The following is a 20,057-nucleotide window of genomic DNA, read 5'->3' as shown; positions in this document are numbered from 1 at the left end:
CTGGCCCGACGCCGGTGCCGCAGGCCGCCGTCCGGCCGAGCGCATCCGCAGGCCCGAGGAGGCGTCATGCCACCGGAGACGTACGACGACCGGCCACCACCGGTGATCATCGGGGTGGCGGCCCTGGCCGACCTCTGCGACATGCTGCACGGGCTCGGCTACACGATCGTCGGACCGACGGTCCGGGACGGGGCGATCGTGCTCGCCGAGCTGTCCGGCGCCGCCGAACTGCCGTACGGCTGGGGCGTCGACACCGAAGCGGGCCGCTACCGGTTGCGGCCGCGCGGCGACACGGCCGCGTTCGGTCATTCGGCCGGGCCGCAGTCCTGGAAGGACGTGCTGCATCCGCCGCGGGTGAAGCTGTGGGAGGCGCAGCGTACGCCCGACGGTGGCGTGGCGGTGACCGAGACGGTCGAACGCCGCCGGTACGCGCTGCTCGGTGTCCGGCCCTGCGACCTGGCGGCGATCCGGATCCTGGACCGGGTGCTCACCGGCGGCCGGCACGTGGACCCGCAGTACGCCGCGCGGCGGGACGGCAATTTCGTGATCGCCGTGGAGTGCACCGAGCCGGGTGCGACCTGCTTCTGCACGTCGATGGGGACCGGACCGCAGGCGGATGCCGGTTTCGATCTGGCCATGACCGAGCTGCTCGACGGCGGCGACCACCGCTTCCTGGTGCGCGCCGGGACGCCGTCGGGGGCGGAGGTGCTGTCCGGCCTGCCGGGGCGGCCCGCCGACGACGCGATCAGGTCACGGGCTGCCGACGCGGTGGCGCACGCCGCGACGGCGATGGGCCGGTCGATGCCGGCCGAGGGGCTACCGGAACTGCTGGCCGCCAGTCGTACCTCACCCCACTGGGAGGACGTGGCCTCGCGCTGTCTGACCTGCGGCAACTGCACCATGGTCTGTCCCACCTGCTTCTGCAGCACCACCGAGGACGTCACCGACCTCACCGGCGACCACGCGCAGCGGTGGCGGCGCTCGGACTCGTGTTTCGACCTGGACTTCTCGTACCTGCACGGGGGCAGTGTGCGCACCAGCGGCCAGGCCCGGTACCGGCAGTGGATCAGTCACAAGCTGGGCACCTGGCACGAGCAGTTCGGCTCGTCCGGGTGCGTCGGCTGCGGCCGGTGCATCGCGTGGTGCCCCACCGGGATCGACATCACCCAGGAGATCGCCGCGCTGTCCGGCCTGCGGGCCGCGGCCTCGCCGGCCGGAGGCGACCAGCCGTGAGCGTGGACCTCACCGATCGGGTGTCGGCGGCGCCGTTCTTCGCCAGGCTCGCGCCCCGGCTGCTGCGCGAACTCTGCGCGCTGGGCGGGCCGGTGGCGTACCCGCCGGGTGAACGAATCTTCACCGAGGGCGGCGAGGCGGACCGGTTCTGGCTGATCGAACAGGGCAGTGTGGCCCTGGACCTGCGCGTGCCGGGCCGCGGCGATCAGGTGATCGAGACCCTCACCGCCGGAACGGTGCTGGGCTGGTCCTGGCTGTACCCGCCGTACCGGTGGAATTTCGGGGCGGTCACCCGCTCACCGGTGGACGCCGTGGTGTTCGACGCCGCCGCCGTCCGCGCGCGGTGTGACACCGACCCGGTGTTCGGCTACGCGATGCTGCGCCTGTTCACCCCGGTCATCACCGAACGGCTGCACGCCACCCGGCTGCGGCTGCTGGACCTGTACGCCCCGGCGGCACCCGGGAGGCAGCCGTGAGCGCCCCGGCCGTCGAGGCGGGCCCGGCGGTTCCCCGGCCGTACCGGGTGATCTCCCGGCACGTGGACACCGCGGACACCGTCACGCTCACTCTGGAACCCGACGCCGGCCCGCTGGCACAGTTCGCGCCGGGACAGTTCGCGATGCTCACGGCGTACGGGATCGGAGAGGTCCCGGTCTCGGTCAGCGCGATCGCCGAGCCCGGGCAGAGCCGGGCCCGGCGACTGGTGCACACGCTGCGCGCGGTCGGCGCGGTGACCCGGGCCCTGCACGCGGCGCAGCCCGGCGCGGTGATCGGCGTACGCGGGCCGTTCGGTACCGCCTGGGACGAACCGTCGGCCGCCGGCCAGGACGTGGTGATCGTCGCCGGTGGGATCGGCCTGGCGCCGCTGCGCCCGCTCGTGCACGCGATCCTGGCCGACCGCCGGCGATACCGGCACGTGGTGCTGCTGATCGGCGGCCGCACCCCGGCCGACCTGCTCTACCGCGACGAGGTGGCGCGTTTCGCCGCCGCCGCGGTCGAGGTGGCGGTGACCGTGGACCGGCCGGCGCCGGGCTGGACCGGTCAGGTCGGCGTCGTCACCACCCTCGTCCCGCCGGCCCGGTTCGACCCGGCCCGGACCGTGGCGTTCCTGTGCGGCCCGGAGATCATGATGCGGTTCACCGCGCAGGCGCTGATCGGCCGGGGCGTGCCGGCCTCGCGGGTGCGGGTGTCGCTGGAGCGCAACATGCGCTGCGCGGTGGGCTGGTGCGGGCACTGCCAGCTCGGCCCGCTGCTGCTGTGCCGCGACGGCCCGGTGGTCGACTACGCGCGGGCGCAGCCGCTGATCTCGGTGCGGGAGCTGTGATGACCGGCGGCGCGCCGACCCTGGCGGTGTGGAAGTTCGCGTCCTGCGACGGCTGCCAGCTGAGCCTGCTCGACTGCGAGGACGAGCTGCTCGCGGTCGCCGACCGGGTGCACATCGCCCATTTCCTGGAGGCCAGCCGCGCCGTCGACCCCGGCCCCTACGACGTGTCGCTGGTGGAGGGCTCGATCACCACGGCCGCCGACGTGGAGCGCATCCACCGGGTTCGGGAGATGTCCGGCACGGTGGTGACGATCGGCGCGTGCGCGACCGCCGGCGGCGTGCAGGCGCTGCGCAACTTCGCCGACGTCGACGAGTTCGCCGCGGTGGTGTACGCCCGGCCCGACTACATCGCCACGCTGGCCACCTCCACCCCGATAGCCGCGCACATCGACGTCGACTACGAGCTGCACGGCTGTCCGATCGACCGGGGGCAGCTGCTGGAGGTGATCACCGCGCTGCTCGTCGGCCGTAAGCCGAACATCCCGGCGCACAGCGTCTGCTTCGAGTGCAAGCAGCGCCACAACGTCTGTGTCGTCGTGGCCCACGGCGAGCCGTGCCTGGGCCCGGTGACCCACGCCGGTTGCGGCGCGCTGTGCCCGGCGCACCGGCGCGGCTGCTACGGCTGTTTCGGGCCGATGGAGAGCCCCAACGCCGCCGCGGAGGCGGGCCTGCTGCGGGCCACCGGGATGTCCGAGGACGACGTCCGGCGCGCCTACCGGACGTTCAACACCTCGGCGTTCATCGAGCTGTCCCGGGTCACCGTCGGGCCGCCGCCCGCGGCCGGCCCGCGCGACGCCGGGCGGGAGCCGGCATGACGCACCGTCGTGACCGCACGCTGGAGGTGCGGGCGCTGGCCCGGGTGGAGGGCGAGGGCGCGATGCACGTGCGGGTCCGCGGCGGCGCGGTCGACGACGTACGCCTGGAGATCTACGAGCCACCGCGCTTCTTCGAGGCTTTCCTGCGCGGGCGCCGGCACACCGAGCCACCCGACATCACCGCCCGCATCTGCGGGATCTGCCCGGTGGCGTACCAGATGAGCGCCTGCGCGGCCATCGAGGACGCCTGCGGCGTGCCGGTCGACCCGGCCGTCGCGGCGCTGCGCCGGCTGCTCTACTGCGGGGAGTGGATCGAGAGCCACACCCTGCACATCTATCTGCTGCACGCGCCCGACTTCCTCGGCTACCCGAGCGCCCTGCACCTGGCGCAGGACCGGCGTGACCTGGTGGAACGCGGGCTGGCGTTGAAGCGGGCCGGCAACGACGTGCTGGAGTTGCTGGGCGGGCGGGCCATCCACCCGGTCAACGTGCGGGTCGGCGGCTTCTACCGTACGCCGCTGCCGCGGGAGCTCGCTCCGTTGCGCGACACCCTGCGGACGGCCCTGCGACTGGCCCTCGACACGGTGCGGTGGGTGGCCGGCTTCGACTTCCCCGAGTTCCACCACGACCACGAGTTCCTCGCCCTGAGCACGCCGGGCCGGTACGCCATCGAATCCGGCAGCGTCGTCACCACCGGCGGCCACGGCTTCAGCCCCCGGCACTTCGAGGAGCACGTGGTCGAGGACCAGGTGCCGCACTCCACCGCGCTGCACGCGCGCCTGGCCGGCCGGGGCAGCTACCTGGTCGGCCCGGCGGCCCGGTACACCCTGAACCGGCGGTGGCTGTCGCCGTTGGCGACGCAGGCGGCCACCGCCGCCGGGCTGGGCCCGGACTGCCGCAACCCGTACCGCAGCATCGTGGTGCGGGCGGTGGAGACGGTGTACGCCGTGGAGGAGGCGCTGCGGATCATCGACGAGTACGAGCCGCCGGCCCGCCCGTACGTGGACGTGCCGCCGCGTGCCGGGGTCGGCTACGGCGCCACGGAGGCGCCCCGCGGCGTCCTGTTCCACCGCTACCGCCTGGACCCGGACGGGTTGATCACCTCGGCGCGCATCGTCCCGCCCACGTCGCAGAACCAGGCCGCCATCGAGCAGGACCTGCGCCGGTTCGTCGAGGCCCGGCTGGACCTCGACGACGAGCACCTGACCCACGAGTGCGAACAGGCGATCCGCAACTACGACCCGTGCATCTCGTGCGCCACCCACTTCCTCGACCTGACGGTGGATCGGGCGTGAGCGTCCACCCACCCGGCCGCCGGATCGTGATCGGCCTCGGTAACGAGTACCGCCGCGACGACGGCTTCGGTCCGCTTGTCGTCGCGGCGCTCGCCGAGCGGCGTGGCCGGGAACCCCGGCTGGCCGCGGCCGAACTGTGGGTCAGCGACGGCGATCCGGCCCGCCTGCTGGACCTGTGGGCGGGAGCCGATCTGGTGGTGCTGGTCGACGCCGTGCGCGGCGGTGACCAGCCGGGCCGCGTGTACGAGCTGGTCGTCGACGACGTGGACCGCCCGGCCGGCGGCACCGCCAGTTCGCACGGGATCAGCCTGGGCAGCACGGTGGCGCTGGCCCGGGCGCTCGGCCGGTTGCCCCGGCGGCTGGTGGTGCTGGCCGTGTCCGGCCGGGAGTTCGGGTTCGGGGTCGATCTCAGCCCGCAGGTGGCCGCCCTGGTGGAGCCGGTGGCCCGCCGGGCCGGTGAGCTGGTGGCCGGAACCGGTGGCGATCCCCGGGCCGCCTGACGCCGCCGGCCCGGTGACCACCGCGGTCCGGCACGCGTGGCGGGATCGCCGAGCAGATGCGCGAATACGAGGCCCGCGGCATTGCGGTGCTGCACAATCGGGACGTGGCGGGCATATCGGTCGGCGTGGCCTCGCGTACGGCCGGAGGCGGCGCCTTCCGCCGTTGCGCGGGGTGACGGCGGGCGGCCGGGGACCTGCGAGGGGAGCGCGATGGTGGACGAGACACCCGGCACCCGGGTGCTGCTGTGCTACGACGGATCCCTGCCGGCCGGGGCCGCCATCGAGGTCGCGGCCAGGCTGCTGCCGGGCGCCCACGCCTGGGTGACGCTGCTGTGGACGCCACCGTTCGCCAGCGACGCCCTGCGGCGCCGGCTGTGGCACGGCACGCGCGGGCTCGACGATTTCGTGGCGGCGATCGAACGCGAGGGCGACGCGGAGGCCCGCCGGTTGGCGGCGATGGGCGTCGCGCTGGCCGGCACGTACGGATGGCGAGCCGAACCGCTGGTCAGGCGCACCTACGGCGGTGAGGGCCTGCAACTGGGGGAGATCGCCGAGGAGGTCGACGCGGACCTGATGGTCGTCGGGTCCCGCGGCCTCAGCGGCGCCCAGGCGGTGCTCGGCAGCGTCTCCGACATGGTCGTGCACTACGCGCTGCGCCCCGTGCTGGTCGTGCCGCACCCCCTGCTGCAGGCCGAACGGGACGTGCTCGACGTGGGCCGGGTGGTCGTGGGCTGGGACGGCTCGCCCGCCGCGCGAACGACCTGGGACACCGTGGCGCGGCTGTTCCCGGACCGGCACGTGGTGCCGGTGCACGTCGAGGACGGCGACAAACATGCCGTGCCCACGTTGCCCGGCCTGGTGGAGGTGCCCTTCGCCGGCGGGCACGCCCAGCACGGCAGGGCGGTGGCCGCCGCGCTCGCCCGCCAGGCCCGTACCCATCAGGCCGCTCTGATCGCGGTCGGCTCCCAGGGACACTCGGCGCTGCGGGAGATCCTGCTCGGCAGCGTCGCCATGGCGACGCTGCACCACGCCTACCGGCCGGTGCTGGTGGTGCCGCATCGCCGGGCGGCCGCCGGTTGAGTCCGGTCCGCGCGCCGGCCTTCACGGTGCGCAGACGGCGCCCGGGTTCGCCCGGAACGGCGTGGCCGCCGCGCGGTGTGATGCGAGGATGTCGGGATAGGAGACGACGCGGTCCGGGATCACTCCCCGGAAGCCGCAGGCCCGCGCCCCTGACCTGCCGGGCTGGCCCTGGCAGGCGGTGAGGGCATGGCACAGACGATGACGGCTCCGGCCGAGGTCGACGAACGCCAGCCGCCGACCGAGCTCTTCCGGCACCTGCGCTCCTCGCCGGCGGGGCTGCGCTCGCGCGAGGCGGCACACCGGCTGACCGTGTTCGGCCCCAACGAACTGTCCCGCCGCCACGGGCGGCGCTGGCCCCGGCAGTTGCGGGCCCAGCTCACCCAGCCGCTGGCGGTCCTGCTCATGGTCGCCGCGATGCTGGCCTGGGCCGGACACTCCGCGCCGCTGGCCGTCGCGGTGCTCGCCGTCATCGCGCTCAACGCCGGGTTCGCGTTCGTGCAGGAGCGGCAGGCCGAGCAGGCGGTGGAGGCGCTGGCCGCGTATCTGCCGGCGTCCGCGCGGGTGATGCGCGACGGCGCGCCGGTCGAGGTGCCGGCCCGGGAGCTGGTGCCGGGCGACGTCATGGAGGTCGCCGAAGGAGACCGGATCTGCGCCGACGCCCGCCTCATCGACGGCGTCGTGGCGGTGGACATGTCCGCGCTCAACGGTGAGTCCGTGCCCGTCACCCGCGCCGCCGACGCCGAGCCGGTTCCCGGACCGCTGCTGGAGGCGCGGGAACTGATCTTCAGCGGCACGTCGTGCACCGCCGGGCAGGCGCGTGCCGTGGTGACGCACACGGCGATGCACACCGAGATCGGGCGGATCGCCGCGCTGTCGCAGCGTGGCCGGGTCGAGCCGAGCCCGCTGGAGCGGCAGGTGCGCAGGGCCACCTGGATCATCGCGGTCGCGGCGGTCGCGGCCGGGCTCGGCTTCCTGCCGATCGGCGTGCTCGCCGGCCTGGGCTGGACGGCCGCGGTCACCTTCGCGATCGGGTTGATCGTCGCCAACGTCCCCGAGGGCCTGCTGCCCACCATCACCCTCGCGCTCGCCGCCGGGATCCGGGAGCTGGCCCGGGCCGGCGCGGTCGTCAAGCGGCTGTCCGCGGTGGAGACGCTCGGATCGACGACGGTGATCTGCACCGACAAGACCGGAACGCTGACCGAGAACCGGATGCGGGTCACCCGGGTCTGGCTCGCCGGTGCGGACCGGGACGTGGCGGCGGCCGGGCCCGACCGCAACCTCCGCGACCTGGCCCTGGCCGCGGCCGTCTGCACCACCGCCCGTCCCGCCGACGGCGGCGACCCGGCCGACGGCGGCGACCCGACCGAGCTGGCGTTGCTGCGACTGGCGGAGACAGCGGGGGTTGCGGTCGACCCGGCCGGCCGCGACGCCGCCCGCACCGCGCTGTACGCCTTCGACCCCCGCGACAAACGCATGTCGGTGGTCACCGCCGGCCGGCTGTACACCAAGGGCGCACCGGAGTCCGTCCTGCCGCTGTGCACCACGGCCCTCGACGCCCAGGGGCGGGCGGCGGCCCTCACCGACCGCCACCGGGCCGGCGTCATGGCCGCCGTCGACCGGTACGCGTGCGCCGGTCTCCGGGTGATCGCGGTCGCCCGCCGGGTCGCCGCGCCACAGCGGTTGACCGCCGGACGCCGGGCGGCCGAGACCGGACTGACCTTCCTCGGCCTGGTGGCCATGGTGGACCCGCCCCGCCCGGCGGTGCCCGAGGCGGTGGCGGCGGCCCACCGCGCCGGGATCACCGTGCACGTCATCACCGGCGACTACGGGCCCACCGCCGCGGAGGTCGCCGCGAAGGTCGGGATCGGTCATGGGCGGCTGCGCATCGTGACCGGCGCCGCGCTGGACCGGATGGGCGACGCCGCGCTGGACCGGCTGCTGGCCGACCGCCGGGAGACGGTCTTCGCCCGCTCGTCGCCCGAGGGCAAGCTGCGCATCTGCGAGGCGTTGCGCGCCGAGGGCCACATCGTGGCCATGACCGGGGACGGCGTCAACGACGCCCCGGCGTTGCGACACGCCGACATCGGCGTCGCGATGGGCCGATCGGGAACGGACGTCGCCCGGGAGGCCGCGACGATGGTCCTCACCGACGACAACTTCGCGACGATCGTACGGGCCGTCGAGGCGGGCCGGCGGGTGTACGACAACGTCCGCAAATTCGTGCTCTACATCTTCGCGCACGCCGTACCGGAGATCGTGCCGTTCCTGGTCTTCGCCCTGTCCGGCGGCGCCGTTCCCGTGCCGCTGACGGTGCTGCAGATCCTCGCCATCGACCTGGGCACCGAGACGCTGCCCGCGCTCGCGCTGAGCCGGGAACGCGCCGAGCCGGGGCTGATGGACCGGCCGCCGCGCGCACCGCGGACCGGCATCATCGACCGCCGGCTGCTGTGGCGGGCCTGGGGCCTGCTCGGGGTGACGTCCGCGGTCCTGGTCATGGCCGGTTTCTGCTGGACCCTGTGGCGGATCGGCTGGCGGCCCGGCGACGCGCTGCCCCCCGCCGCGCACGCCCGGGCCACGACGATGACGTTCGCCGGGATCGTGGCCTGCCAGATCGGCACCGCGTTCGCGTCCCGCACCGATCACGCGTCGCTGCGCTCCATCGGGGTGTTCAGCAACCGGCTGCTGCTCGGGGGCATCGCCTTCGAGCTGGCCTTCGCCGCCGCGCTGATCTGGCTGCCCCCGCTGCGACCGCTGTTCGGCACCGCGCCGCTGGGCGGGGCCGAACTGGCCTTCCTGGCGCCCTTCCCGGTCATCGTGTGGGGCGTCGACGAGATCTACCGTGCGCGGCTGCGCCGCCGCGGACCGCGGCCCGCGATGGCGGGGCCGGCGACCTGGACCACACACCCGGTCCCGGCACCGGGCTCCTGACCGCCGGAGATGCGCGACGGCTCGCTCAGTGGACGACGGCGACGGTGCAGGCCGAGTGCCGCAGCAGATGCTGGCTGACCGAGCCGAGCAGGATGCCGGGCACCGCGCCGCGTCCCCGGCTGCCGATCACCAGCAGCTGCGCCGTGCTGCTGGCCGCGGTGAGCACGGCCGCCGGGTGCTCCACCCTGGCCTCGGCCTCGATGACGAGGTCGGGGAACGCGTCGCGCACGACGGCCAGCAGGGCGTCGAAGGGCCGGCGCTCCTGGGCGGTCACCGGGCGCGGCAGCGCCGGGCCCTGCTCCCACGGGCCGATCACCGGTGTCCAGGCGCGGATCACCCGCAGCGGCACGGTGCGAGACATCGCCTGCGCCGCCGCGAAATGCAGCACGGCGGAGGCCAGCGCGGAGCCGTCGATCCCGGCGACCACGGGCTCGGCGCCGGTGGCGTCGCCGCGGACCACCACGACCGGGCAGCGGGCGTGCGCGCTGACGGCGGCGCTCACCGAGCCGAGCAGCCCGGCCACGGCGCTGTGCCCGCGCCCGCCGACCACGACCAGCGCGGCCTCCGCCGAGCTGGTGATCAACGCGGCCGGCGCGTACGACCACGCGGTCGTGGCCGACACGCTGACCGCGGGATGTGTCTCCTTGGCGGCGCGCACGGCGTCGTCCAGCATCTTGGTGATCTTGTCCGCCACGTAGCTCTCCGGCCGGAGCGCCACCGTGGGGGCCAGGCTCGCCGCGGGCGCCCACAGGGGCCACTCGTCGGCGTAGAGAAGCTCGGTGGGAACACCGGTGCGGGCCGCTTCGTCCAGGGCCCAGGTCAACGCGCGGCGTGCGTCGGGCGACCCGTCGTAGCCGACAATGATCTTCCTGGTCACCGGTGCGGCGCTCCTTTCCGGCCCGGTGCGGCCGGGACCGGTGCGGGCGTGGACGATCCACCGGCTGCCGGAGCGCCGGCCGCCCGGTGCAGCCGGTCAGCGAGCCGCAGCGCCAGCCCGGGCACCGCCGCGACGACGACGCAGGCGAGCATGGTGGCGGCGGTGAGCGGTTGGGTGCCCAGCAGCGTCCGCAACGGTTCGGCCACCACCCCGGCCAGCTGCAGGAGCAGGCATCCCGCCACGGCGGCGATCAGCCACCGGTTGCGCCCGCCACCGGGCGCGGGCCTGGCCCGCACGGCGAGGGCGACGCCCAGCTGGGCCAGGCCGAGCACCAGGAACATCACCGACTGCCACGGCAGTCCCAGCGCGCCGGCGGTCGTGCCGGCGGCGAGGGTCACGCTCGCCACGCAGACGCCACCGATCAGGATGCTGCCCAGCAGACCCGCGCCGAGCACCGATTCCTGCGGGGAACGCGGCGGCCGGCGCGCCACGTCCGCCTCGGCGGGTTCGGCGCCGAGCGCCACGCCGGGCACGCCGTGAGTGAGCAGGTTGATCCAGAGCAGCTGGGCCGGGAGCAGGGCCAGGGGCATCCCCAGCAGCGGCCCGGCCAGCATGACGATGAGTTCGGCCGCCCCGCCGGAGAGGGCGTAGCGCAGGAACCGGCGGATGTTGTCGTAGATGCGGCGGCCCTCGCCGATCGCGGCGGCCACGGTGCCGAGGTTGTCGTCGACCAGCACCAGGTCGGCGGCCTGCCGGGCGACCTCGGTGCCGCCGCCCATGGCGACGCCGATGTCGGCGCGGCGCAGCGCCGGCGCGTCGTTGACCCCGTCCCCGGTCATCGCGACGACCTCGCCGCGCTGCTGCAGGGCGGCGACGATGTCGAGCTTCTGCTCCGGCTGGGTCCGGGCGAACACCCGGGTGTGCGCGATCCGGTCGCCGGTCAGGGGGCCGCTGTCACCGCGGGCCACCGCGTCGCCGTGCTCCAGGATGCCCAGCTCCCGGCCGATCGCGGTGGCGGTGCCGGGATGGTCACCGGTGATCAGCAGCAGGCGTACGCCGGATCGCGCGAACGCCGCCGCGGTGTCTCGTGCCGTGGCCCGCAACGGATCGCCGATGCCGACCAGCCCGGCCGGGCGCAGCGGGGGAGGAGCGGCCGGATCGGGCAGGTCCTCGGTGAGCGCGGTGGCCACCGCGAGCACCCGCAGACCCTCGACGGCCAGGTCGGCGGCGGCGGCCAGCAGGGTCGCGTCCGGCCCCGGCCGGAGCAGGCTCTCCGGGGCACCCTTGGTGATGACCAGGAACCGTCCGTCGAGCAGGCGGTGCACGGTGGTCATCCGGCGGCGTGCCTGGTCGAACGGTTGTTCCGCGACCCGTGGTGCGCCGGCACGCTCGGCCTGCGGGTCCAGGTCACAGCGACCGGCGAGGGCGAGCAGGGCCGCCTCCATCGGATCGCCCACGGCGCCCCACTCGGCGCGCCCGGCGGCCGGGGGCAGCAGGCCGGCGTCGTTGCACAGGGCGGCGTCCCGCGCCAGTTCCCGGAGGGCGGCGGGGGCCGGACCGGCGACGCCGCCGGGCCCGGTGATCGTGCCGCGCGGGGTGTACCCGGCGCCGGAGACGGTGTACCGGGCGCCGTCCGGGGTGACCGCCTGCCGCACGGCCATCCGGTTCTCGGTCAGCGTCCCGGTCTTGTCCGAGGCGATCACGGTGACCGAGCCCAGCGTCTCCACCGCGTGCAGACGGCGGGGGATCGCCCGGGTGCGGGCCATCCGGCGGGCGCCGAGGGCCAGGGCGAGGGTCACGACGGCCGGCAGGCTCTCCGGCACCGCCGCGACGACCAGGCTCACCGCGGTGATCCCCATCCGCGTCACCGGCTGGCCCGCGAGCAGGCCGAACGCGAAGAACAGCGCCGACACCAGCACGGCGGTGACCCCGAGGATCCGGCCGAGCCCGGTGATGCGCCGTTGCAGCGGGGTGGGGCCGGGCCGGGTACGAGCCACCAGCTCGGAGATCCGGCCCAGCGCGCTGGCCGCCCCGGTATGGATCACGGTGCCGGCGGCCCGGCCGGTCGTCAGCACGGTGCCCGCGCCGGCCGTGTCGGCGGCGGCCCGGTGCACCGGAACCGATTCTCCGGTGAGCGCGGACTCGTCGAAGGTGGCGCGCTGCGCCTCGCTCAGCCGCAGGTCGGCGGGGACAACGTCGCCCGCCTCCAGACGTACGTGATCACCGCGGACCAGCTGCGCGGCCGGGACGATCCGGTCGCGCCCGTCCCGGACCACCCGCGCGACCGGCGCCGCCAGCCGGTCCAGCGCGGCGATCGCGGTGTCGGCCCGGACCTCCTGGACCACACCGATCACGGTGTTGACGACCACCACCAGGACGATGATCACGGTGTCCGGCAGGTCGCCGAGGAACGCGGTCACGGTGCCGGCGGCGAGCAGCAGCGCGACGAGCGGATCCGCCAGCTGCCGGCCGGTCCGGGCGAGGATCCCGCGCCGCGGCGGCGTGGCCACGGCGTTCGGGCCGTCGGTGGCCAGCCGGGCGGCCGCCTCGGCGCTGGACAGGCCGTGCACCGCGGCGACAGTCGTCTCGATCCGGCTGGTCATCGTCATCGCCGCCCTGGCTCATCAGCCGGATCGCCGACCGGCCGCGTCAAGGCGCGGTGGCCGCCGGATGGCGGTGACTCGGCTCGACCCGGCTCTCCGGCCCGGGATAGAACAGGCTGGTGTGGTCGTCGTTGATCCAGCGCACCGTGTACGGCGGAGTTCCGTCCGGGTGCTCGATGCCGGTGATGACGCCGACCCGCTTCTCGATGCCGACGTGGACTCCCGCGACGATGATGCGGTCGCCGATGTGAGCTTTCATCACGCTTCTCCTGTCTGCTTCGCGTGGCGTCCCGGCACGGGCGGTACGGTCGCTCGGCGCCTCGGGCTCGCGGGTGAGCGCGGCCGGTCAGGGTGCGCGCCTGGCGATCGGTGTGCTCGTGGCTGGCGCCCCACCGCCCCCGCGAGACCGTCACTGCCCTCGATGACGCGATCCCGGTACCCGGGCCGCGCCGCTCAGCGCCGCACGCTCGGTTCTTTCTCTGTTGGTACCACCGACCGGCCGCTCAGGTACGCCGAACCCGCCTGCCGGCCCGGTCCCGGCAGCCCGCCCGTTCCGGGTTCGTCGGGTCATGTCCGCGCGATCGGCTCGATGCGGAAACCCGCACCCCCGTGCCGAACCGCATGGTATGCAGGGGAAAACCGCGAATATTCCGCATATCGGAGGTTCTCATGCGTGCGCGCGCTGCGCTCGGCGTCGGGCTGGCCGCCGTCATGGCGGTCGCGGGGCCGGCAGCGACGTATGCCGGTGGCAGCACACCCGAACCGGCCGGCATCGACCCCGCCACCCGGGCGGACGCGGTGGCGGCGATGCACGGCCACGCCTATGCCTACGCGGCGTGCTCGGCCTACGCGGCGCAGGCCGGGTCGCCGACGGTGGCCCGGCTGTTCCGCCAGACGGCGCGTCAGGAACGGTACGAGCATTTCGCCGAGCTGGCGCGGCTCACCGGCCTGGTGCGCAGCGACGTGGACACCCTCACCGAGGCCATCGCCGGGGAACGTCACGAGGCCACCGTGATGTACCCCGCGTTCGCCAGGCAAGCGCGGCGCGACGGTTGCACCGCGGCCCAGGAGAACCTGCGCACCGCTGTGGCCGGCGAGCGCACGGAGGCGACAGCCACCTCCCCGGCGTATCGCGATCGGGCGGTGCGGCGCGGTGACGCCGTCGCGGCACGGCTGTTCGACGAACTCGCCCGGGACGAGGCGAAGCACGCCGGCCGCTTCACCGACGCCCTGCACGGCCGATGACCGGCGCGGCCGCCGCGACGACGCGCCCGGCGCCGGGGCGGGCCCGGTCCCCGGCGACCCCGCCATGACCGCCGTCGGCGAGGCGGTGGCCTGGTCCGTGCGGGTGCGCGGCACCGTGCAGGGGGTCGGTTTCCGCCCCTTCGTGCACCGGCTCGCCACGGGTCTGCGACTCGACGGCGCGGTCCGCAACGACGGCGGCGACGTGGTCATCGACGTCGCCGGACCGGACCGGGCGGTGCGGCGCCTGATCGACGCGCTGCGGACCGGTGGACCGCAAGCCGCCGACGTCACCGAGGTCGTCGTCGGCCGGACGGCCACCGCGCCGCCACCGGGATTCCGCGTGATCGACAGCGCGACCGGCGCGGTGCCGCCGGCGTTCGCCGGACTTCCGGCCGACCTCGCCACCTGCGCCGACTGCCTGGCCGAGGTGTTCGACCCGGCCGACCGCCGCTACCGGTACCCGTTCACCAACTGCACGGCCTGCGGACCGCGCGCCACCATCGTCGACGAACTGCCGTACGACCGGGCCCGGACCGCGATGGCGGGGTTCCCGCTCTGCCGGCGCTGCGCTGCCGAGTACCACGATCCGGCCGACCGCCGCTTCCACGCCGAGCCGGTCGCCTGCCCGGCGTGCGGTCCCCGGCTGGCGTGGAACGCCGGGCGCCGCGCCGCGTCCGGCGAGGACGCGCTCGCCGCGGCGTGCGACGCCATCGCGCGCGGCCGGATCGTGGCGGTGAAGGGCCTCGGCGGCTACCAGCTGATCTGCGACGCCACGGACCCGGACACCGTCGACCGGCTCCGGCGGCGCAAGGCGCGGGCGCGCAAGCCGTTCGCGGTGATGGTCGCCGGCCTGCCCGCCGCGGCGGCCGTCGCCGACCTCGCCGACACCGAACGCGCGACCCTGACCTGCCCGGCCCACCCCATCGTCCTGACCACCGCGCGTCCCGGCGCGGGACTGGCTGCCGGTGTGGCGCCCGGCGTGGACCGGATCGGTCTCTTCCTGCCCTGCACGCCGCTGCACCACCTGCTGCTGCGGGCGCTGGCCCGACCGCTCGTGGTGACCAGCGGCAACCGGGCCGGCGAGCCGATCGCCATCGCCGACACCGACGCCGCCGACCGCCTCACCGGGATCGCCGACGGCCACCTGAGTCACGACCGGCCGATCCGGGCCCGCTACGACGACTCGGTCGTCCAGGTGGTGGCCGGGGTGCGCCGGATGCTCCGCCGCGCCCGCGGGTACGCGCCGGCGGCGCTGCCCCTGCCGGTCGCCGCGCCGCAACCGATCCTGGCGGTCGGGGCGCAACTCAAACACGCCTTCGCCCTGGCGCGCGGCGGCAGCGCGCTGCTCGGCCCGCACGGCGGCGACCTGGCCGACGCCGACACGCTCGCCGCCTTCCGCGCCACCGTCGCCCAGCTCAGCCGCCTGCACCGGTTCGAGGCGCAGGCGGTCGCCCATGATCTGCATCCCGACTACCTGTCCACCGGTTACGCCCGCGACACCGCGCCCGGCACCCGGCGGATCGGGGTGCAGCACCACCATGCCCACGTGGTGTCCTGCGCCGCCGAGCACGGTGTCGAGGGCCCGTTCCTCGGCGTCGCCTACGACGGTCTGGGATACGGCGACGACGGCGCCCTCTGGGGTGGCGAGGTGCTGCTCGCGACCTACACCGGGTTCCGCCGGCTGGGCCGGTTCGGCCGGGCGCCGCTGCCGGGCGGGGAGGCCGCGGTGCGCCGTCCGGTCCGGATGGCGCTCGGATATCTGTACGGCGGCGAGTTCCCGCTGCCCCCGGCTCCCGCGCCGGCCTGCCGGGACCGGATGCCCGCGGCCGAGCACGCCACCATCCGGCGGATGATCGAGCGCGGCGTGCGCAGCCCGTACGCCTCCAGCGCCGGCCGGTTCCTCGACGCGGTCGCCGGCCTGCTCGGCCTCTGCGACGAGGCCGGCTACGAGGGTGAGGCGGCCGTGCTGCTGGAGGCGGCCGCGCACCGTGCCCGGCGCCCGGCGCGGCCGCTGCCGTGGCGGCTGGCCCGGTCCGGCGGACTGTGGGTCTACGACTGGTCGCCGACGTTCGCCGCCCTGCTGCGGCGGTCGGCGGCGGGCGTGCCGGTCACCGAGCTGGCCGCCGCGGTGCACCGGACGGTCGTCGACGTGACCGTGGCGCTCTGTGCCCGCGCCGCCGAGCGCACCGGTGTCACCGTCGTCTGCCTCTCCGGTGGCTGCCTGCAGAACCGCATCCTCGCCACCGACCTGCCCGCCGGGCTGCGCGCCGCGGGACTGACCGCGCTGCTCAACCGGGACGTGCCGGCCAACGACGGGGGGATCTGCTACGGCCAGGCCGCGGTCGCGGCGGCCCGGCTCGCGGAGGGAGACTGACATGTGCCTGGGCATCCCCGGACTGATCACCGAGGTCGAGCCGGTCGACGGGCTGCGGACCGCCACAGTCGACTTCGGCGGCGTACGCAAGCGGGTGTGCCTGGCGTACACCCCGGCCGCCGGCCCCGGCGACTACGTGATCGTCCATGTCGGGTTCGCCATCAGCGTCGTGGACGCCGCCGAGGCCGAGCGCACCCTGGCCGTGCTGCGCGCCATGGACGGCGTGCTCGAGCAGGAGCTGAACCCGTGAGATACCTCGACGAGTACCGTGACCCGGTCCTGGCCCGGGCGCTGCTGGCGGAGCTGGCCCAGGTCACCACCCGGCCGTGGACGCTGATGGAGGTGTGCGGCGGGCAGACCCACACCATCGTCCGGCAGGGCATCGACGAACTGCTGCCCGGCGGCATCCGCATGATCCACGGGCCGGGCTGCCCGGTCTGTGTCACCCCACTGGAGATCCTCGACCAGGCCATGGCGATCGCCCAGCGCCCGGGAACGATCCTCGCCAGTTTCGGCGACATGCTGCGGGTCCCCGGCTCGCACACCGACCTGCTCTCGCTGCGGGCCCGCGGCGCGGACGTCCGCGTGGTCTACTCGCCGATGGACGCCGTCGACATCGCCCGCCGGTCGCCGCAGCGGCAGGTGGTGTTCCTCGCCGTCGGGTTCGAGACCACCGCACCGGCGAACGCGATGGCCGTCCTGCACGCCGCCGAGCTGGGGCTGACCAACTTCAGTGTGCTGGTCAGCCACGTGCTGGTGCCGCCGGCCATGACGGCGGTGCTGACCGCGGCCGACTGCCGGGTGCAGGGTTTCCTGGCCGCCGGGCACGTCTGCGCGGTGATGGGCTGGACCGAGTACGAGCCCCTCGCCGCCACCTTCCGGGTCCCCATCGTGGTGACCGGGTTCGAACCGCTGGACCTGCTGGAGGGCATCCTGATGGCGGTCCGCCAACTCGAACAGGGCCGGCACGAGGTGGAGAACCAGTACGCCCGCGCGGTCCGCCGGCACGGCAACGACGAGGCCCAGCGGGCGATCCGCCGGGTCTTCCGGGTCACCGACCGCACCTGGCGGGGCATCGGCACGATCCCGGCCAGCGGGCTGGCGCTGACCGGCGAGTTCGCCGCCCTGGACGCGCAGCGCCGCTTCGGTGTCGGCCGGCTCACCGCGCGGGAACACCCGGACTGTGTGGCCGGCGACATCCTGACCGGCACGAAGACCCCCCTCGACTGCGCCGCCTACGGCACCCGGTGCACGCCGCGCACGCCGCTGGGCGCGCCGATGGTGTCGGCCGAGGGAACCTGCGCGGCCTACCACAGTGCGGGACGCCGCCGCCCGGCCACCTCGCGGGCGGCGCGGTGACCGCCGTGGACCCGGCCGCCGGCACCTGCCCCGCGCCGCTGCCGGAGACCGAGCGGGTGCTGCTCGGGCACGGTTCCGGCGGCCGGCTCTCCGCCGAGCTGATCACCGAGGTGCTCGTGCCCGCCCTCGGCGCGGCCGCGCCGGGCGGCCCGCTGGAGGACGCCGCGGTGGTCACCGCGGCCGGTTCGGAGCTGGTGCTCAGCACCGACGCGTACGTGGTCGATCCGCTCTTCTTCCCCGGCGGTGACATCGGCGCCCTGGCCGTGCACGGCACGGTCAACGACCTGGCCATGCGCGCCGCGATGCCGGTCGCGCTGACCCTCGCGTACGTGGTGGAGGAGGGTCTGCCCATCGCCGACCTGCGCCGGGTGGCCGCGTCGGTGGGCGCCGCCGCTGTGGCCGCCGGTGTCCCGGTGGTGACCGGGGACACCAAGGTGGTGGGCCGGGGCGCCGCCGACCGGCTGTTCGTGATCACCGCCGGGCTGGGGCAGCGGCTGCCCGGTGCGGCGCCGACCGCGGCGGGCGCCCGGCCCGGCGACGAGGTGCTGCTCTCCGGCCCGATCGGCTGCCACGGCGTGACGGTGCTGAGCACCCGGGAGGGACTGGGGTTCGAGGCCGACGTGTCGTCCGACACCCGGCCGCTGCACCGGCTCGTCGCCGCCCTGGTCGGCGCGGGCGGCCCGGACGTGCACGCGTTACGTGACCTCACCCGCGGGGGACTGGCCTCGGCGCTCAACGAGATCGCCGCGGCCTCGGCGGTCGGCGTCGAGATCGAGGAGTCGGCGCTGCCCGTGCCGGAGCCGGTCCGGGCGGCGTGCGAGATCCTCGGCCTCGATCCGGCGTACGTGGCCAACGAGGGGTGCCTGGTGGCGTTCGTCGCCCCGGCCGCCGCCGGCGCGGTGCTGGAGGCGATGCGGTCGAGGCCGGAGGGCGCCGCGGCGGTCCGGATCGGCGTCGTGACCGACAGCGGGCCGGTGCTGGTGCGTACCACGGTGGGCTCGCGACGGGTCCTCGACATGCTGCTGGGCGAGCAGCTGCCGCGGATCTGCTGAGGCCCCCGGGCGGGCCGGTCGGCGGCCGAGCCGGTGTGCCGGGAGAGGACCCGTGAGGTGGTGTTGCAGGCGTCCGCATCATCCCGCCGCGCCCCGGCAGCGGCGGTCACTTGCGGTTACTCAGGATCCGGTGGAGAGTATGGCGATGGGAACCCGCCGGGAGATCGCCGCACTGCCCCCGGAAGCCGACCTGGCCCGGGCCGACTCGCTGGCCCGGGAGATCTTCTCCGACGTCGCCAACAAGTGGGCGCTGCTGCTCATCGAGTTCCTCGGGCAGCGCACGATGCGTTTCAGCGAACTGCGCGACGGGGTCGGCGGCATCAGCCACAAGATGCTGACCCAGAACCTGCGCATGCTCGAGCGCAACGGCCTGGTCGAGCGGACCGTACACGCCACGGTTCCGCCCCGGGTGGAGTACACCCTCACCGAGGCGGGCCGGGCGCTGCGCGCGGTGGTCGACGGGATGTGCGGCTGGACCCAGCGGTATCTGGGCCACATCGAAGCCTCCCGCCGGCAGTATCCGGGTTAATCCACCATCGCGGTCGCCTCCACCTCGACCAGGTGCTCGGGCACGTCCAGGGCCGCGATGCCGAACAGTGACGCCGGGGCCGCTGGGGTGAAGCCGAGCCGCGCCGCCGCCCGGGCGATGCCGTCCAGCAGCAGCGGCATCTTGTCGGGCGTCCAGTCGACGACGTGGACGGTCAGCCTCACCACGTCGGCGAACGAGCCGCCGACGCCGGCCAGCGCCGTCGCCACGTTGAGATAGCACTGTTCCACCTGGGCGGCCAGATCGCCGGCGCCGACCAGCCTGCCCTCGGCGTCCCAGGCGACCTGGCCCGCGACGTTGACCAGCCGCGTCCCGGTCGCCACCGACACCTGGTGGTAGATCGGGATCTCGGGCAGGCCGGCGGGGTTGACCAGGGTGACGGCCATGATGTGCTCCTCACTCTCTTTCGGTGACCGGAGAAACCGTAGGAGAACGGGACGGGCCGCGGAAGAAGGCACTTTTTCGAACCTCAGGCACCTCGGGGTAACTCTTGGCCCCGGCCTGGGCAGGGTCGGCGTCACGCTCCGCCGTGACGGTCCGGTAGGCCGAGCTATGGGCAACCACCGCGCGCAGGCGGGCGAGGGTGTGGCCGGTCATGCGCTTGCAGAGGTGGGCCGCCCGCTCGTAGGACAGGCGCCGCCGTCCGGTCTCCGGGCAGAGAGCGGTCGCCGTGGGCGGGGGAGCGGGGCCGGAGGGCTGATGGATCATGCTTTCCCGTCGCCGACGAGCCGCCCGACTCGTGGACGTGGGCGCGGTTGTTGCGCGCGATCGGCGCTTCCCGGCGTGCGGTGCCCGGCAGTCGTAGCCGGTCGCGGTCGCTCGTGC

Annotated in this window: 18 protein-coding genes; 14 read left to right on the top strand and 4 right to left on the bottom strand. The window is 75.0% G+C overall.

Translation table 11 applies throughout. The annotated features are described in order from the left end of the window. The first annotated feature begins 66 nt into the window (after positions 1-66). The 8 genes from ACTEI_RS18920 to ACTEI_RS18885 all read left to right on the top strand — a co-directional run bounded on the left by ACTEI_RS18920 (position 67) and on the right by ACTEI_RS18885 (position 9,175). The gene (locus ACTEI_RS18920; RefSeq protein WP_122978871.1) at positions 67-1,233 is read left to right on the top strand and encodes a 4Fe-4S dicluster domain-containing protein; all 1,167 of its coding nucleotides are present in this window, start codon (positions 67-69) and stop codon (positions 1,231-1,233) included. Next, entirely contained in the window at positions 1,230-1,709 is a 480-nt protein-coding gene (locus ACTEI_RS18915) for a cyclic nucleotide-binding domain-containing protein (protein WP_203723676.1), read from the top strand. Before ACTEI_RS18920 ends, ACTEI_RS18915 begins: the two co-directional genes overlap by 4 nt. Next, positions 1,706-2,557 (top strand): FAD/NAD(P)-binding protein, encoded by an 852-nt coding sequence (locus ACTEI_RS18910; RefSeq protein ID WP_122978870.1) that lies wholly within the window; start codon positions 1,706-1,708, stop codon positions 2,555-2,557. The genes ACTEI_RS18915 and ACTEI_RS18910 overlap by 4 nt, the downstream gene beginning before the upstream one ends. Further along, positions 2,557-3,372 carry an NADH-quinone oxidoreductase subunit B family protein gene (locus ACTEI_RS18905; protein ID WP_122978869.1) on the top strand — a complete coding sequence of 272 codons (816 nt, stop codon included), beginning with the start codon at positions 2,557-2,559 and terminating at the stop codon, positions 3,370-3,372. The genes ACTEI_RS18910 and ACTEI_RS18905 overlap by 1 nt, the downstream gene beginning before the upstream one ends. After that, positions 3,369-4,667, top strand: a complete 1,299-nt coding sequence (locus tag ACTEI_RS18900) for a Ni/Fe hydrogenase subunit alpha (RefSeq protein ID WP_122978868.1) — start codon at positions 3,369-3,371, stop codon at positions 4,665-4,667. The genes ACTEI_RS18905 and ACTEI_RS18900 overlap by 4 nt, the downstream gene beginning before the upstream one ends. Further along, positions 4,664-5,167: a hydrogenase maturation protease gene (locus tag ACTEI_RS18895; RefSeq protein WP_122978867.1), complete on the top strand. Its 504-nt coding sequence runs from the start codon at positions 4,664-4,666 to the stop codon at positions 5,165-5,167. The genes ACTEI_RS18900 and ACTEI_RS18895 overlap by 4 nt, the downstream gene beginning before the upstream one ends. A gap of 213 nt (positions 5,168-5,380) precedes the next feature. Then, positions 5,381-6,247, top strand: coding sequence for a universal stress protein (locus ACTEI_RS18890; RefSeq protein ID WP_372443268.1), 867 nt, complete (start codon positions 5,381-5,383; stop codon positions 6,245-6,247). 186 nt (positions 6,248-6,433) lie between these two features. Beyond that, positions 6,434-9,175: a cation-translocating P-type ATPase gene (locus ACTEI_RS18885; RefSeq protein WP_122978865.1), complete on the top strand. Its 2,742-nt coding sequence runs from the start codon at positions 6,434-6,436 to the stop codon at positions 9,173-9,175. A 25-nt stretch (positions 9,176-9,200) separates the two neighbouring features. On the opposite strand, the gene ACTEI_RS18880 is transcribed toward ACTEI_RS18885, so the two are convergent. The 3 genes from ACTEI_RS18880 to ACTEI_RS18870 are packed head-to-tail and all read right to left on the bottom strand — an operon-like array spanning position 9,201 to position 12,914. Beyond that, positions 9,201-10,052: a universal stress protein gene (locus tag ACTEI_RS18880; RefSeq protein ID WP_122978864.1), complete on the bottom strand. Its 852-nt coding sequence runs from the start codon at positions 10,050-10,052 to the stop codon at positions 9,201-9,203. Beyond that, positions 10,049-12,661 carry a cation-translocating P-type ATPase gene (locus ACTEI_RS18875; protein ID WP_239082419.1) on the bottom strand — a complete coding sequence of 871 codons (2,613 nt, stop codon included), beginning with the start codon at positions 12,659-12,661 and terminating at the stop codon, positions 10,049-10,051. Before ACTEI_RS18875 ends, ACTEI_RS18880 begins: the two co-directional genes overlap by 4 nt. 40 nt (positions 12,662-12,701) lie before the next feature. Continuing rightward, the gene (locus tag ACTEI_RS18870) at positions 12,702-12,914 is read right to left on the bottom strand and encodes a DUF1918 domain-containing protein (RefSeq protein ID WP_122978863.1); all 213 of its coding nucleotides are present in this window, start codon (positions 12,912-12,914) and stop codon (positions 12,702-12,704) included. Between the two features lie 410 nt (positions 12,915-13,324). On the opposite strand from ACTEI_RS18870, the gene ACTEI_RS18865 reads away from it, so the two are divergent. From ACTEI_RS18865 to ACTEI_RS18840, 6 genes are all read left to right on the top strand, one after another. Continuing rightward, a complete protein-coding gene (locus ACTEI_RS18865; protein WP_203723677.1) occupies positions 13,325-13,900 on the top strand; it encodes a ferritin family protein in 576 nt (191 codons plus the stop codon). A gap of 64 nt (positions 13,901-13,964) precedes the next feature. After that, positions 13,965-16,274, top strand: coding sequence for a carbamoyltransferase HypF (hypF, locus tag ACTEI_RS18860; protein ID WP_122978862.1), 2,310 nt, complete (start codon positions 13,965-13,967; stop codon positions 16,272-16,274). 1 nt (position 16,275) lies between these two features. After that, positions 16,276-16,524, top strand: coding sequence for a HypC/HybG/HupF family hydrogenase formation chaperone (locus tag ACTEI_RS18855; protein ID WP_122978861.1), 249 nt, complete (start codon positions 16,276-16,278; stop codon positions 16,522-16,524). Beyond that, entirely contained in the window at positions 16,521-17,633 is a 1,113-nt protein-coding gene (gene hypD, locus ACTEI_RS18850; protein ID WP_122978860.1) for a hydrogenase formation protein HypD, read from the top strand. The genes ACTEI_RS18855 and hypD overlap by 4 nt, the downstream gene beginning before the upstream one ends. Further along, positions 17,630-18,685, top strand: a complete 1,056-nt coding sequence (hypE, locus tag ACTEI_RS18845; protein ID WP_122978859.1) for a hydrogenase expression/formation protein HypE — start codon at positions 17,630-17,632, stop codon at positions 18,683-18,685. The genes hypD and hypE overlap by 4 nt, the downstream gene beginning before the upstream one ends. 145 nt (positions 18,686-18,830) lie before the next feature. Further along, positions 18,831-19,214 (top strand): winged helix-turn-helix transcriptional regulator, encoded by a 384-nt coding sequence (locus ACTEI_RS18840; protein ID WP_122978858.1) that lies wholly within the window; start codon positions 18,831-18,833, stop codon positions 19,212-19,214. Here ACTEI_RS18840 and ACTEI_RS18835 read toward each other — a convergent pair. Beyond that, positions 19,211-19,618, bottom strand: a complete 408-nt coding sequence (locus tag ACTEI_RS18835; RefSeq protein WP_122978857.1) for a RidA family protein — start codon at positions 19,616-19,618, stop codon at positions 19,211-19,213. The genes ACTEI_RS18840 and ACTEI_RS18835 overlap by 4 nt on opposite strands. Positions 19,619-20,057 lie beyond the last annotated feature (439 nt).

It is taken from the genome of Actinoplanes teichomyceticus ATCC 31121 (assembly GCF_003711105.1).
GTDB classification, from domain to species: domain Bacteria; phylum Actinomycetota; class Actinomycetes; order Mycobacteriales; family Micromonosporaceae; genus Actinoplanes; species Actinoplanes teichomyceticus.
The sequence above is the reverse complement of the archived record's forward strand: the minus strand, read 5'-3'. Positions and strand labels throughout refer to the sequence as shown.

Excerpts from the sequence above, each read along its gene's own strand:
- ACTEI_RS18885 (WP_122978865.1), top strand. The coding sequence starts at position 6,434 with ATGGCACAGACGATGACGGCTCCGGCCGAGGTCGACGAACGCCAGCCG.
- ACTEI_RS18920 (WP_122978871.1), top strand. The coding sequence starts at position 67 with ATGCCACCGGAGACGTACGACGACCGGCCACCACCGGTGATCATCGGG.
- ACTEI_RS18870 (WP_122978863.1), bottom strand. The coding sequence starts at position 12,914 with ATGAAAGCTCACATCGGCGACCGCATCATCGTCGCGGGAGTCCACGTC.
- ACTEI_RS18875 (WP_239082419.1), bottom strand. The coding sequence starts at position 12,661 with ATGACGATGACCAGCCGGATCGAGACGACTGTCGCCGCGGTGCACGGC.
- hypF (WP_122978862.1), top strand. The coding sequence starts at position 13,965 with ATGACCGCCGTCGGCGAGGCGGTGGCCTGGTCCGTGCGGGTGCGCGGC.
- ACTEI_RS18905 (WP_122978869.1), top strand. The coding sequence starts at position 2,557 with ATGACCGGCGGCGCGCCGACCCTGGCGGTGTGGAAGTTCGCGTCCTGC.
- ACTEI_RS18865 (WP_203723677.1), top strand. The coding sequence starts at position 13,325 with ATGCGTGCGCGCGCTGCGCTCGGCGTCGGGCTGGCCGCCGTCATGGCG.
- ACTEI_RS18835 (WP_122978857.1), bottom strand. The coding sequence starts at position 19,618 with ATGGCCGTCACCCTGGTCAACCCCGCCGGCCTGCCCGAGATCCCGATC.
- ACTEI_RS18900 (WP_122978868.1), top strand. The coding sequence starts at position 3,369 with ATGACGCACCGTCGTGACCGCACGCTGGAGGTGCGGGCGCTGGCCCGG.
- ACTEI_RS18840 (WP_122978858.1), top strand. The coding sequence starts at position 18,831 with ATGGGAACCCGCCGGGAGATCGCCGCACTGCCCCCGGAAGCCGACCTG.
- ACTEI_RS18855 (WP_122978861.1), top strand. The coding sequence starts at position 16,276 with ATGTGCCTGGGCATCCCCGGACTGATCACCGAGGTCGAGCCGGTCGAC.